Source organism: Sinorhizobium arboris LMG 14919, from assembly GCF_000427465.1.
GTDB lineage: Bacteria > Pseudomonadota > Alphaproteobacteria > Rhizobiales > Rhizobiaceae > Sinorhizobium > Sinorhizobium arboris.
Genome location: NZ_KE386497.1, coordinates 45207 through 59307, shown reverse-complemented (window position 1 = coordinate 59307; position 14101 = coordinate 45207). Strand labels below are relative to the sequence as shown.

Genomic DNA, 14101 nt, shown 5'->3' with positions numbered 1-14101 from the left:
TCAGCTTGCCGTGAAGGTCGTGTCGACCAGCGATTGCTCGGTTGAATGCGTTTGCCTGAACAGCATGCCGTCGCACCATATGTGTTCAACGCGTCCCCACTCGCAGGCTGCAGCTGCACTTGGGAAGAAGCCACGCCCGTGGTAATTAGCACTCGTGTTGCAAAGCAGCGGGATGCCCGTGAGCTTTTCGTATTCGACGAGTACCTCGGCAACCTTGTGGTGAGAACTCCTGGAAATCGTTTGCAGCCGCGCAGATCCGTCAAGGTGCACAACAGCAGGAACTTTCTCCCGCCACTCCGGCCTCGTCTGGTGATCGAATAACATGTATGGATCCGGCGTTCCGGGGCTGAATATATCCGGCGCTCGGTCTTCGAGGCATATCGGCGCCACTGGCCGGAAGTGTTCGCGAAATTTGATGTCGTTGAGATAGTCTTTCATTTCCGGCGAGGTGGCGGCTGCCAGAATGCTTCTTCCCCCCAATGCCCGCGGTCCAAGTTCGGCGCGCCCGGACAGGAAAACCACGGGTTTGTTGCTGGCGAGGATGGCCGCAAGTTCCGGGATGCTGCACGGCGTAGCGTCCCATCCGGCCGGCACATTGCCCGCTTGCAGGCTCGGGCCACTGTAGACTGACCATTCCAGCGGGACGAAACCTTGCTGTGCCACTATTTCGGCGCAAGCTGCACCAATTGCAGAGCCGCTGTCATTCGGAAAGGGCGGCACCCAGACTGCATCGAACAGGCCCGCCTCACGCAGTGCACTGTTCCATTTGATATTGAGCCCGCAGCCGCCGGCTATGCACAAGTTGCGCGGCCCTGGAAACGAATGGTGCTGCAAGGCAATCGCCATCTCATTAACAACGAGGCGCTCGATGAAAAGATGAAAGGATGCGAGCACATCTTCCGGTGACGCGGCCGTCAACAGGAGCGCGCTGGCTGCGAAAAATTCATGCACGGCCTGAAGCGAGGCATCAGCGTTGTTGATGTTGGCGCGATAGGTACGGGCAAGGTCCGTATCGCCGGCAAAGTGCTCCTCGTAGAGCTTCTGAAACACCGCGACGATGCGTTCATCAACCGAGCCGAGCGCGATATAGGCCATCAGCTTGCCAGCCACGCCCAGGTCCCACCCCCCTCGGCTCGCCTGCTTATAGGGCCCGAAGTAATGGCCCGCGGCAGCGTAGGTCTGGCCTATCATCGGGAACAGAGCTTTGAAGAAGCGGACTGTCTTGCCTTCCACATAATAGAGGCGCGGAAATATACAGCCGTCCCACACTAAGCAAAACGCAGGTTGTCCGGACTTTGCAAAGGGGCTGGTGCAGTATGCAGAGGCCACATGGCCCGTCACATGCGGATAGCTTCTATAGCTAAAAACCCGCCCATCAAGTGTCAGGTCGGAGCCGTCGAGCCAGTCGAGAAGTCCCTCGGCATGGCGTTCAACGTAAGGCGCCCCTCTGAGGGTAAGAGGCGTCACCCCACTGAGGACCTGGAACTGGGACTCGACCTCACCGTCCCAGCCATCGATGACAAACTGATCAATATCCCGCACATTCAGACCGTGGTCCGCCAAAACGGCGACAACTGCATCGAGATTATCGATTGTTTGATATCGCGTATTGTTATCCCGCTTCTCCTGCTCAATGCAGAAGACGAGCTTTCCATTCTCAACAAGAGCGATAGCCCCGTCATGGGTCAGCTTGATGCCACAGACGCGCATAGTGTCTCCATGTAAGTTGGATCTATTAGAAACCGGGTTTCTGAAAACGGGCGAGCAAGCAGTCTTCGTTGGCCGACTCACCCCGGCAATCAAGCCGCTCCGCCTCAATCAGCGTTTCGCTCAGGATCGCCATGACGGTCTCAGCACCAGCAACATGGCCCCAACGTCGGCAATTTGCGTCGCGCGCCGATCCAAAAACCAGCTGCCCACCCGGCGCAAGCATGTTCACCAGGTTACAAACGGCACCGCGCATCGCGGCTATATCCTCAAGGTAGTAGAGAACCTCGGCCACGACGATCAGATCGAAGAGCTTCCTAGTCGAGAACTGTTGAACGTCAGCGACTATCCAACTGATGTGCGACGGCTCCTTCAGCCGTTGCCGCGTTCGAGCAAGGGCTTGCGGCACAACATCAATCACTGTGAGCTGCTTGCAATGAGGCGCAAGTTTCTCCGTGAATGCGCCGGCCGCGCACCCGACTTCGAGTGCGTTCGTGATGGGACCTTGGGAAAGCAACAGCCGAAGCATGTGCGCATGCCGCTCCTGCTCGAACTTGTTGCCGTCGAGCCGCCAGGGATCCTCCGCCGCCAGCTCATGGTGCAATAACTGATAGTTGTCGACCTGCGTCAAAATTCGCCCTCCGAGACAACGTGCACGATCAGTCGTCGCTGCAGACACCGGCGGGTGCCACGGTTGCAGAGTCCCTCGCAAGACTGAGCCTTCGAAGCGTCGTTGCATTTCCCGACGCCCCTGTAGCGCTGGATCCGCACGTCGGGCATGGAACGAAAACCCCTTCTCCACCTGCGCCTGTCACGTTTTGAGGGGCGCTGCGCGACAGCCAATCGCTATTGGTCAAAGTGCACAGAGCGTAGGCCTTCAATGGGAGTAAGAAAAACAGGTTGATGGGGGTGTGCAAAGAAAACGCCAGAAAACGAAGCTGGCGAGCACGGAAGGCAGCCACGCTGCAGCGGATCATGGTCATGGCGGCAATCATCATGATTGTCCACAAAGGCACTGTAGCTGTCAGCGCGACTTGCGCGACCCCTGCCAAGACCGCGAACGCGAGAAGTAACGGTCCGAGATTTTGTCCGACCACGTCCAGCGTGATGTAGCGATCAAGCCCCGGCAGTAATCGCAGCGCCAGGAAGGTGTCGCGGAAAGTGCTCCGTGCCCAGCGAAGTTGTTGGCGCAGATACGGGCCCATCCTGTCCGGGACAACGGTTGCCGCTATCGCATCCGGAACGTACTCGGTTCGAAAACCTGCTTTCAGCATCAGAATGGTGAGGTGGCGATCCTCACCGAAGTCGCTTGGCTTGCCCCAAAAAAACTGCGACTCGTACTGGTCAAGTAGCAAAAGGAGAGCAGACCGGCGGTACATGGCACATGGACCGCAGCAGCACATGACGGCACCGAAGCGAGCCTGTGCCGCACGCTCCTCATTGCAAGCGAGCCAGTACTCCATATCAATCAACCGGGTCAACCAAGTGTCGTTTCGATTGCTGGCGGTCAATTGACCCATGGCCGCGCCGATCTCTGGATTTTGCATCTTGAGCGCGAGCTTCGTGACGACGTCGGACGCTAGTGTCGAATCCGAGTCGACGTTGAGCACCAAATCTCCAGATGACCGGCGTATCGCAGCGATCTGCGCCTTGCGTTTTCCGACATTCTCGCGAAGCAGAATGAAGTTGAATCTCGGATCCCGCGCATAGGCGTCGTGTACAGGTGCCAATTTCTCGCGATTAGCAGAACCATCATCAACCACGTAGACACGCAGTTTTCCGGCGTAATCCTGATTTGCAATGGAAGCCAGACACTCGGAGAACGTGCCCGGGTCCTCGTTGTAGCAGGGGACAATGACATCCACGCTCGGCAGAGGGGCGTGGAACACGAAGTCCTCCGAGGCCGATGAGAGGTCTGTCGGCCGAGCATACAATGTCTGCATGCTTTTATAAGCGGTCGAGAGCAGCGCATAACAGGAGACAGCGCCAATGCCAATTGTATTAAGCAGGTCCATGGGATGTCACTTTGTTCAGGGATGTTGAGGAAGCGCGCAGATTCCAAATCCGCGCTCGCGTAACGCTGGAATAAGGCGGGCCAGCGCAATGACGGTTTGATCGCGCAGACCCTCTTCAGCACCCGGCCTGATCTCGTCGGGGGGGCATCCATCGTGCAAAAGCACGACTGCGCCCGGCTGGACAGAGGCAAGCACTGCATCGACAATCGCGTCGGCACCGGGCCGAGACCAGTCCCGCGGATCTACCGACCAGTGGAGGGGCGCCAGTCCAGCGCCCGCTGAGGTAGCAAGCACCTCTTCGGTCCAGATGCCATAGGGCGCGCGCACGTGCCGGACGGATGCCTGGGGGCAGGCCGTCCTGATGGCCTTATTCGCCTCAAGTATTTCATGGTGCACATCGCTCGGTCCGCATCTGGACAGATCCGGATGAGTCATCGTGTGGTTAGCGACTTCGTGCCCTTCTGCAATCATTCGCCGGATCAGTTGCGGCTGTTCTGCCGCGTAGGCGCCGATAACGAAAAAGGTCGCCGGCACACCGTGTTTTTCCAGCACGTCCAGGATTTCCGGTGTGAAAAGTGGATTAGGACCATCGTCAAAGGTCAGATAGACGTTGCGACCACCCGTGCTGCCGCTGCACGTGCTGCGCACTCTTGATAAATAGTCAAAGTGCGTCACAGCTCTGGCCCGTTCCGATCAATAAGCGTGGCGGTCGGCCAATCAGACATGGCCGATCCGACCGGCAAAACAACCACGAGTACGTCTTCCATGCGCGTGGGGGGCAGGTCGAGACGCGCGTCTGGGAGCGTAGACCGCACGCGAATCCCCGACAGAACGGCCGCCGGGAAGTGTCGGCCGAATCTTTCCACGTGTCTTTGCAACGCGTGCCGAACCGCACCGAAACCGAATGGGACACCAAGTTGCTGCAATACTGGATACATGACGCGAAGTGAGTGGCTGATTCCAAGGCCCTCAAGGTCCGGTCGTACTCCATATAGACCCAACTCAGCCACCAGAAGATCGACCTCACCAACCTTAATGAACCGACGAAGCAAGCCCATGTGCGCCGCTATACCGTTTGAGTCGTGGCCGATTGCTCTAAGCTCAGGTCTGGCTCCGGCCCAACTCCTACTGCCTTCGAATGGCTTTGCGTTAAAAGCACCAGTCGGACCATAAGTGTTGCGAAAGAAGCTTGCGAGTTCGACATGGTCGTCGAGTTGCAATTCACTTTCCCAGCGCAGCGTCCATTGCACCTGAGAGCGCACGCAAGACCTCCTATTTCTTTCTGTTTCTTGCGACGCGTGCCTCAATGCGGTCACCGTCGGTCCACTTGACGTTGGTCAATAGTCACACTTTACTAATGCAGCGCCTCCACAAATTCGTAAAATCGTTTTTGTGGATGGAACCCATCCACGCTCTGGAAGTACGCAGCCGATAGTTGGCCGCGGTCGAGGGCGAGCACGCCTGAAAGTTGCTGGCATCAATCATGGCCGTCTTCGAGACGCCGACAACGGAGCCCTCGATTCAGATCATGCTGGAAGTTTAATGTGACCGATGATCCGGACCTTAGGATTGCTTTTCCGCATCCTCGCTTCGGCCTGCAGCACATTAGCGCCCTGCCTACGCGAAGGAGCAAGCACGACACTCAGAATAGAGATGATTTCCTTCAGTGGACGAAGAAGAGACCGGCAGCTTAGAGCACCCGCCATCGTGTTCTTTAGTTCTTTAGGATGAAGGCGCGCGTTTCAGTGTGGGCGTCCGGCGAGCGCATTTTTTGATCAAGGCGTAGGTGTTTAGCTAGCGGTTGCGCTTTACCTCGTCGGCCATAATGCGCTCGATCATTTCGGGATCGCATTGCTCGTCAATGAGAAACTGGCGGATCCCGCCGTCCCACGTCCGTATGTCCGCGAGAAGCTCCTGGAGGCCCTCTACGCCATCGCCAGTCAAGCCTCTTGTACCGTATTCGCTTCCGTCACGGACGTGGACCATTTCGCCCTCGGCGATATTGTCCGAGTTGCTGGTGACTTCCTCGATCAGTTCGAGGTTCTCGCCGATCATGTCAGCGACCTGTCTAAGCGTGTAGATAATCTTCGAGCGGGCCATCAGACAGCCTCGTGCAGGTCTTTTGCCGGCGTCCACTGCCACGGCAGCAGTTATTCAAGGCGATTCGTGGGAATGATGTTGGATCCGGGTTGGGACGTCTGTCAGATAGACCTCCGGATTGAGGCCATGTTGGACCGCGATCAGCGCGAGCGCAATTGAACTCCCGTAACGCTGCTGGCGGCATTTCAGACGCGCCTCAGGTGACTTTAAACCGCTCAAGCATCTTCTTGAGCTGCAAGTTCTCTGCATGAATCCGTCGAGCGAGCAGCCCCTTGAGCCGCTGATTTTCTAAGTCAAGGGCAGCCAGTTCGTCGAAGGAAATTGGGCCTTCTGCGGCCTTGGCTTGGCCTGTCTCATCCTCACGCACGTCCACTGAAATACGTTCAGGGCGCTTTCGTGAAACGCCGCCTTTGGAGCTTCTTCGAGGCTGCGATACTGGCGGGGCGTCTTCCGATCGCACAACAGCGTCGGCTGCCAGACGACGGCGCTCTTGCAGCTCCGACACTTCGACCTCCACAGTTTCGGCCGAATTTGTCGCCGCTCGTCCAACCTCTGCGCTTCCCAGGTTTTCGACGGCAATACCTCCATTCGGCTCGACTGGCGGGTGGTGATCTGCTTTAGGCGTTGCGGTTGCTTCTGTTGAATTAAACAGATGCGGCGCAATCTCTTCCACTTCCCGGGTCAAGGCCTTGAAGTCGGTTTCCCCCCACATTGAGTTCGTGCGCCCCTTTTGCTGCCGCCGCGGCGACTTGAACTCTACGATGAATTTGCGTGGTGGTGCTTTCATAGTCTCAACCGCACAGTGCCGATGGCGGATTCCTGTCGGGCGGACAAATACAGCCCCTTCCTGCTCTTTTCAAGTGATCGCCACGCAAGGTGATGCTCACAGCAGCAATCCGACAGTGGCGTGACTTTCCACAAGCCGGCAGAGCGCCTATTACGCCCTGTGCGGAGTTCCGATCTTGATTAATCCAGCCCAAGTCTCTTGCGCAGTTCGGCGTTTTCCGTACGCAGTTTCTCCGCCAGAAGGTTGCGAAGCCTCTGGTTTTCCTTTTCGAGTTGAACGAGGTCTGCCAACTCATCGCCAGCCGGCACCGGCGTCGCGGCCTTTTGCTCAACAGGCTTTGCAGCTCGTTTCCACTGATAGTAGGTTTGCTCGGATATCCCGGCGCGCTTGATTGCGTCCTTCAGCGTGCTATCGCGTTGGGCGACTTCCGTCTCGATGAGCTTGAGCTTATCGGACCTTTCTTGCTCGCTGTACTTCTTAGCCTTAGCAGCCGTAGCCGTTGCCTTTGAATCCTTAACCTGTTCGGTAGCTTTTTGACGCCGTGGCGACCTCTGTTTTTTAGCAGTCGGTGCTTTCGTTTCGGCGGCCGCTTCAGACGCGGCAACTAGTCCTGTGTTACTCTCGTCAGCCACTGTAGATTCCTCCCTTAACCACCTATGATTTGGACTGAAAGAGCTAAAGAGTCAACGCGAGTGTGAAACTCCGACTTCACGTATGGTTGATCTTTTGCTGCCAATATGAGCTCGTCGAGGGAGGGATGGCGCGACAAGGCCCAAACGCCGCTTCAAATCCACCATCCTCACGCACCGCGCCGGAGTCCGATTCAAGTCGCCGGTCGACCCAAGCGGCACCCTGGACCTCAAGGCGCACCGCCGCAACTTGCGTGCGGCGTTTAGCGACCACTCACGGCAACTGCTCGGCCGAAGTGTCCGCTCGGCAGGGGAGCCAAATCCAATCCTGCGTTGAGGAGGCGACCAGTGCCGCAGATCGAAGTGTTCGCCAGAAGCGGCGGGTGATCTATTTTCTGCGCTAGCAAGTCTCGGATGGAGATTCGATCCGGGCAGCCTCCTGTAGCATGATCTCCCGCATCCACATGCTTGCCTGATCCCTGTTGTGGAGGCCGGGCCACTGGACCGCCTCAGTGAATGCTGGAAGTGGTAGCGGAAGCTCGACGATCATTAGCGGCATTGTCTTTGCAAAATGACGGGCGAGCCGCAAGGGTATCGTCGCTATACGCTCCGTGCCTGTCAGCAACGACGGTAGCAAGCTAAAGCCGGGCGCGGAGACCTCGACGCGTCTCTTGAGACGATGCTCAAGCAATAGCCATTCCTCGAGAGAGGGCTTCAGCGTCCACCCGAACGTGCCTGAAACATGCCCCATCGACATATACTTTTCGAAGGAAAGCGGCCGGGTTAGATGCTGGTTCGTAGGGCAGCCGACGCATACGAATCTCTCCTCGAACAGATCCGCTTTGGGATGCTCGTTCGACATATACAGTTCCGGCATGATCAGAAAATCGAGTTCACCGCGTCGCAGCAGGTCATTGGGATCATCATCGAGAGCCAGCAGCTCGAAGCCGACGCCGGGAGCGTCCCGCGCCACACGCTCGACAACCTTCTCAAAGAACACAAGCAGCATGAAATCGGACAGGATGATCCTGAAGCGGCGCTGCGACGTCGCCGGGTTGAACACGTCCCAGGAAATGATGGAAACCTGGATGTGCAGCAGGGTGTCGCGGATTGCCGGAGCAAGGGCTTCGGCACGTGGTGTTGGGATAAGCTCGCGGCCCTGCATTATAAACAGCTCGTCGCCGAAATAGGTACGTAGGCGGCCGATGGCCGCGCTCATAGCCGGCTGACTGAGGTTGATCCGGCGCGCCGCGGCCGTGAGCTTGCGTTCGGTCATCAGAGCGTCGAGCGCTACGAGGAGATTGAGATCCAGGCCCTTAAAACGCATTTTCTAGTCCATAGATGGCGCAATTGGGAGTAATGGGCCCTGGCCGAACTCATACGCGTCGGGGCGCGCCCGTCTCATCATCCGGACTGCCGGGGTTTGCTCTAGCTTCGACAACAGGAAATCGATCCCCGTCCAGTGCGACAGGCGCGGGGGCCAAGCGCTGCTGATAATTCAACCTGTGCGTCCATAATTATCTCTTTTCAGCGCTCCGTCGTTCAGAAGCAGGCACGCGCCTAGACTTGGTTTGAGCGGCAAATGGCTCGCTGAGTTCACCGCCGGCCGGTCTACCGGTCCGATATTTAAATCGCGGCGCCACTAACATGGAGGCCGGTGAATCGAAAATGGTATTTTCTCATGGACCGATGAGCAGAGCTCATAATGCTGCGCGGCGCCACGCACTCATTAGATGCGAATCTCCGGCGCCGTCGCCAGGAGCGCCTTGCACTCTGGCGGTCGCGGTGGATGGTGAAGCGAGCATTGCGAACTTAAGGCTGGCTTACGACCTGTCTGGGAACGAGTGGATGCTCCGGCCGGTTCGCTTCTCCGGTTGCCGGGTCATGGCCGCGGAGCTTGCAACGTCAGCGGCCAGGGAGCAGGGGGTCCAGTTGCCCCCGTAGCTGATTTCCACGTCAGCGTCGAAGAAATAACCCGCACCCCGGCATGTTTTAATCAGAAGAGGGTTAGCCGGATCAGCCTCCAGTTTTCGGCGCAACCGCAAGATAAAGACATCAACGCTTCGGTCATATACCTCTTCTCCACGCACCCGGCTCGCAAACAGAAGCTGTTCTCTGGATAAAACGTCGCGTGGTTTTTCCAGGAAGGCGATTAGGAGATTGAACTCACCAGACGTCAGCTTGACCTCGCCGCTGTGTTCGGAGATCATCCGGCGTTGCTTGAGATTGAGCGTCCAACCGGCGAAATGAAACGAGCGTCGATCCTTTGTCCTGCGACTGATCGGGCGCTCGCGCAACGCTACTCGGATGCGCGCTAAGAATTCTCGCATTCCAAAAGGCTTAGCTACGAAATCAGTTGCTCCAAGCTCCAGTGCAACAACTTTCTCAGCCTCCTCGACACGATCGCCGCTGATGGTAATTATGGGAACATCGGATTTAGTTGCCAAATTGCGGACGATGTCGAGCCCATCCTCACGACCTAGATTAAGATCAACAACAGCAAGATCGACCGCATCGCATGTGAGCACGCGATTGAACTGCCAACTATCCGTCACTGCGGTTACCTTATAGGCGTGCATTGTGAGATACTCGGTAATGAGGTGCCGCATGGCGACATCGTCATCGATGACAAGAACATGTTTCAACGTCTCACCTCTCAATCTCGGATCAGGCTGCCGAGACCCACTGTCACGCAGCTTTATCAGGACCTGTACACGCAACAGTTACCCCACTGCCAATCCGCTAGGCGAATGTCAGCATGCGGGCACGAGATGACGGCGCTGCCGCGTGGCGACAGGTCCAACAGTTTGGGTCCCCTACGACGAGAATATGGTTCGTACAAATACCGACTGGAGGACTTGAGGGGCTGGTCGCGTAGCCGCTGAGCGGCAGCTCCAACAATGATGAACCTAATGCTGGTTGAGAAGGTCAGCCACGGTCTCTCCGCGTCGGCGGGCGTCGGCCGCAAGCCAAATCTCGCCGACCTCATAGATCTCACCGTAGGTACGGAACGGAACAATGACATCGATGGCGGCGGAAAGCATATCAATCAGCGTGCGGTCTTCAAGAGCAGCCCCCTGCGAGCTGCTCTTGACGAGCGAAAAGAGCTTTTTGAACGCCTGAACAGGATCGGCCCCATGTATGGTGGAGATTGATCCTGGATGGCCAGAAACGACTTCGCTGAGATAAGCCCAAGCGGCATCGTCGCGCAGCTCGCCGAGCAGAATTCGATCCGGTCGCATGCGCAGGCTGGCCTGCAGCAGCTGTTCTGCCGTGACCGCGCCTAAACCTGTTCCATCCTTCGAATAGAGTAGCCTTACATGGTTCTCATGCGGAATTACGAGCTCGAGCGTGTCTTCGATTGTGATGAGTCTCTCCTGCGGCGGGATGGCGCCGATCAAAGTCTTGCTCATGGTCGTCTTGCCGCTACCCGTGTGCCCGCAGAGCAGCATCGTCAGCCGAGCAGTCACGCATGCATGCAGGAATCCCTCCAGATCACCTCGGTCGTAGTGCTCAAGAATCCGTTCGTCCTGTTCAGCTTGGCGCTGCTTGCGCGAGCGCCATTGATTCCATCGCGAAGCATCATACCGGGACGCGACTTCCTTGAGCTCCGGAACACGGGACCCGGGGCGCCGAATTGTCAGGCTGACGGTGCCCGATGGCACAGCGGGCGGTAAACAGATTTGAAGCCGCTCTCCATTTGGCAGTTCGGTGGCGCACAGAGGACTTCGCGGTCCGACATCCTGCTTTCTTAACGCTCCTGCCAAGATCGCGATGTCTTCAAGATCATCGTAGGTGAGCGGTAACGGATATTTTGCGAAGCCGCCGGCCTGACGAACGAAAGCCTCTCCAGGTCTATTAATCGCGACTTCTTCGGTCCTTGGCTCCTCAAGCCATCCCAAAACTGGTTCAAGGAGAAAACGCAATTGTGGAGCTGCCTCCGTCTGCATTCAGGCCTCCGATTTACTATCTGGACGAGGGTTGCCGATTTCGCGCTCTCGACGCCCCAGTGGCTGTCCGAAGCTCGTATACATCCGAGAAGTCGATGTCCCGCGCGACAAAAATGGATACCGCATCCCCCTGATTTTTTTTCAGAGTGGGTGGAATGTTGATCGACGCTCTTAGCATCGTGTTGGCGGTCTGTTCTCCATTCCCCTGCAAACCGTTAATGCTGGTGCCGGCACCTGAGCTGCCAGCGTAACTACTGGCCGCCTGGAAAGCACCCTGGACGGCGCTCAAGAGCATTGCCCCGCCAACGCGTTGCCAGAAGTGATTGTCGACCGTGCCAGGCAGGCCCGAGCGACCGAGTTCGTCAGCGCCTGGTGACGCGAGCGACACTACGGCATGATTGGGTGTAACGGCGCGATTCCAGATCACGAACACGCGTGAATCCCCTTGCTGTAGGCCACGCTGGATTTCGCCAACGACGGTTGTGCCGCGATCCAGGAGGACAACGTTGCCAGTTGCTCCGCGGACGTCCTGGGGTAGTACGCATTTCACGTAACCGGCCAAGTTGGTATCGATCGCTGTTTGCAGAATGCAGGGAATAGTCGTTCCTTGCGTAATCATGAAGTCAGGGTGCGGTAAGAGTGTTGCCCGGCTAGGCTGCAGCACAGTCGGCTTCATCCGCGTTGAAAGATCATTCTCGACAGGAGCTTCGCCCGTAAGTGAGGAGGAGTCTTGCTCCTTGTCTTCGTGTTCGTGGCCAATGTCCACTCGTTGGGCCGGCTTGCTGTTGCCTTGATCACCGCTGCTATAGGCAAAAATCGGCGTTTTCTCAGGCTGTTCGGCATCGCGTTCAGGCTGGCTCATCTCTGCCGCAGGAGCTGGCGGCTGCGCAGGCTGCTGGGTTGCTGGGGGATCGGGAGCAATATCGATCGGCGACGGTCGAAAGGGCTCGGTGTGGGTGAGAACCGTTGTTTGAGGCAGGGAAGTGTCGTTTTCTGCCTTTGAGCGTCCACCCAGCCAGATGAGACATAAGGATAACGCCAGAATCAAACCTGCGACCATCAGCTTCTGCAATCCCGAAAGTCGCCGGCGAGGTGAGTCATAAACCACGGATCCGGACGCATCCACATCGTGCACAGATTGCGGATTGGCGTCGTTCATCGCCTTGGCTCCTTTAGAACGCGCCAAACATCGGGCCTGACCGTGCCGGTGCCCGGGTCTCGGCCAATGGGATCGTACGCGCTATTCCAGATGCATAACACTGTGTCTCCATCTCTCAGTCGCCAACCACGAGCGACCGAGGGAATCTCGACATAATCGCCTTTGACCGAATAGTTGGCTGTGGCTTCCTTGCCGTCTGGATTGATCGTGTAAATCGACGGTATGCGCACATTGCCAGGAAAGCGGAATACAGTGGTGATGCCGTTGTCAAAAACTTCCAGGGGCATCAGCGAGCGATCCCCCTGGGCGACATAACGCCAATTGTTGGCGCTCGGACTGTCGCTCGCCGGCTTATCTAATAAGTCCTGAGCCCTGCGTTGATACAGTGCTTCCGCTCGGAGGCGATAGGCGGCAGACGTCTGCTCCGCTTGCTTCCGCCGAGCCGCAGCTTCATCGACAGGGTAGGCGAATTGTACGCTGTAGTAGAGTTCAGGCTGCTCTTTGTCGAGCCCGGACATGGTCTTGGCAGAGATGCTGAAAACATAGCGCCGCATACCCGCGTCGCTCGCTGTCAGCACGATGACCGGCTGCGAGGGGAGGACACGACTTGCCTTGAAGAAGAGATAGTTGCCGCGCGGAAGGGCTGCGAGGTCGTTGCTGTTGGAAACGGCGACGGCTGTGACGGTCTCGTTCGCCCCAAATGTGACAACCATAGTTGCCCCGACAGCGGTTGACAGGCGCACCACCTCGTCCGGGTTGTAGGCTAGATAGCGCATGCGGGGATCCAGTTTGCCTGCCGTAGGAGTGTCTTCCGCACGCGCGCCCACCGTGATGAAAAGCAAACAAGCCAGCGTGAAAAACGCTTCTTTCCTCATGGTTGATTGCCCCCCAGGTTCGAAACGGAATCCTCCGAGGTTTCATAGGAGGTAACAAGTAAGCCCCCCGGATTGGTCAGCCTCGATCGGCCGGGCAGGCTTGTCACTTTTTCGTAGCGAACTGTTGCCGTCCAAGTACTCACCACCGGCATCTGCCCCTCCAGGACGAGCGTACGCTTGTAGCGAATTTGTTGCACGCCCGGCGTGATATCATTCGAGGCGATGTGCTCGACCTCCAGCCTGCCGCGCTTGCCAATTACGACTTGCGGCGATTCTGGATTGGGGTAGTTGAAGAACTCTTGATATTCCTGTCGCACGGCCGGAGCGCTGAAACTTGATACGAGGTCATAGGCATACTGAGCCGTGTCCGCTGTATAGCTCTCGCGCAGGCGCACATATTGCCAGAGTGAGGCATTCACAACTGCCTCCTCTTGCGTCGCCGGCAGGCGTGAGACGGACACTTCACTGTCAACTGTACCATCGGGGCGTACCCAAAGATAAACAGGCACAAGCTTATTTAGCGGAACCAGGGTGGCGATAGTAAAAGCCTGTGCGACATTTCCAAGAACAGCGACCGCCGCGGTGACGACCAGCGCCTTCGAGAGACGCCGTGCCGACTTCGCACGTGCAGTTTGAAAGGCTTCCACTTCCTTATAGTGGGCAGCCAATGCTTCTCTCTCCACCAGCAGAGCGTGTTCAGGGCCCTTCATTAAGCTCTCCCGCGACCTGAAGGTCCGATGGAGTCGGTTGCCACCGTCCAACGTTCAGCGGGAAAACTGGACCCTTGCAGGTCGCAAGCTTGTCGGTCGTCTGGCACGCGGCTAGAGTAAGGGTAAGAAGCAACAGGCAATACTTCATTCCATCTTCCAAGTTGAGTGA

Annotated in this window: 15 protein-coding genes; all 15 read right to left on the bottom strand. The window is 57.3% G+C overall.

The features are described from left to right. Complete coding sequence (gene nodU, locus SINAR_RS0129130) at window positions 1-1710, bottom strand: nodulation protein NodU (RefSeq protein WP_028002362.1); 1710 nt, start codon at window positions 1708-1710, stop codon at window positions 1-3. 25 nt (window positions 1711-1735) lie between these two features. Next, entirely contained in the window at window positions 1736-2446 is a 711-nt protein-coding gene (nodS, locus tag SINAR_RS0129125) for a nodulation methyltransferase NodS (protein ID WP_033058211.1), read from the bottom strand. Continuing rightward, window positions 2367-3722: a chitooligosaccharide synthase NodC gene (gene nodC / locus SINAR_RS0129120; RefSeq protein ID WP_028002360.1), complete on the bottom strand. Its 1356-nt coding sequence runs from the start codon at window positions 3720-3722 to the stop codon at window positions 2367-2369. The genes nodS and nodC overlap by 80 nt, the downstream gene beginning before the upstream one ends. Window positions 3723-3737: 15 nt before the next feature. Continuing rightward, a complete protein-coding gene (nodB, locus tag SINAR_RS0129115) occupies window positions 3738-4397 on the bottom strand; it encodes a chitooligosaccharide deacetylase NodB (RefSeq protein WP_028002359.1) in 660 nt (219 codons plus the stop codon). Then, on the bottom strand, window positions 4394-4984 hold the full coding sequence (locus SINAR_RS0129110) for a NodA family N-acyltransferase (protein WP_028002358.1): 591 nt from the start codon (window positions 4982-4984) through the stop codon (window positions 4394-4396). Before SINAR_RS0129110 ends, nodB begins: the two co-directional genes overlap by 4 nt. A 532-nt stretch (window positions 4985-5516) precedes the next feature. Further along, the gene (locus SINAR_RS1000000138355; protein ID WP_028002357.1) at window positions 5517-5822 is read right to left on the bottom strand and encodes a hypothetical protein; all 306 of its coding nucleotides are present in this window, start codon (window positions 5820-5822) and stop codon (window positions 5517-5519) included. A gap of 196 nt (window positions 5823-6018) precedes the next feature. Further along, window positions 6019-6609: a hypothetical protein gene (locus tag SINAR_RS1000000135900; protein ID WP_033058209.1), complete on the bottom strand. Its 591-nt coding sequence runs from the start codon at window positions 6607-6609 to the stop codon at window positions 6019-6021. A gap of 179 nt (window positions 6610-6788) precedes the next feature. Continuing rightward, window positions 6789-7241: a transposase gene (locus SINAR_RS0129090; RefSeq protein WP_028002356.1), complete on the bottom strand. Its 453-nt coding sequence runs from the start codon at window positions 7239-7241 to the stop codon at window positions 6789-6791. 397 nt (window positions 7242-7638) lie between these two features. After that, window positions 7639-8565: a LysR family transcriptional regulator gene (locus tag SINAR_RS0129085; RefSeq protein ID WP_028002355.1), complete on the bottom strand. Its 927-nt coding sequence runs from the start codon at window positions 8563-8565 to the stop codon at window positions 7639-7641. Window positions 8566-9061: 496 nt separating this feature from the next. Next, the gene (locus SINAR_RS01000000134000) at window positions 9062-9883 is read right to left on the bottom strand and encodes a response regulator (protein WP_084617805.1); all 822 of its coding nucleotides are present in this window, start codon (window positions 9881-9883) and stop codon (window positions 9062-9064) included. A gap of 264 nt (window positions 9884-10147) precedes the next feature. Further along, complete coding sequence (virB11, locus tag SINAR_RS0129075) at window positions 10148-11188, bottom strand: P-type DNA transfer ATPase VirB11 (RefSeq protein ID WP_028002354.1); 1041 nt, start codon at window positions 11186-11188, stop codon at window positions 10148-10150. Between the two features lie 16 nt (window positions 11189-11204). Next, complete coding sequence (gene virB10, locus SINAR_RS0129070; protein WP_028002353.1) at window positions 11205-12347, bottom strand: type IV secretion system protein VirB10; 1143 nt, start codon at window positions 12345-12347, stop codon at window positions 11205-11207. After that, complete coding sequence (virB9, locus tag SINAR_RS0129065) at window positions 12344-13222, bottom strand: P-type conjugative transfer protein VirB9 (RefSeq protein ID WP_028002352.1); 879 nt, start codon at window positions 13220-13222, stop codon at window positions 12344-12346. The genes virB10 and virB9 overlap by 4 nt, the downstream gene beginning before the upstream one ends. Continuing rightward, complete coding sequence (locus SINAR_RS0129060; protein ID WP_028002351.1) at window positions 13219-13932, bottom strand: type IV secretion system protein VirB8; 714 nt, start codon at window positions 13930-13932, stop codon at window positions 13219-13221. Before SINAR_RS0129060 ends, virB9 begins: the two co-directional genes overlap by 4 nt. After that, window positions 13919-14080: a type IV secretion system lipoprotein VirB7 gene (locus SINAR_RS0129055; protein ID WP_028002350.1), complete on the bottom strand. Its 162-nt coding sequence runs from the start codon at window positions 14078-14080 to the stop codon at window positions 13919-13921. The genes SINAR_RS0129060 and SINAR_RS0129055 overlap by 14 nt, the downstream gene beginning before the upstream one ends. Window positions 14081-14101: the final 21 nt, after the last annotated feature.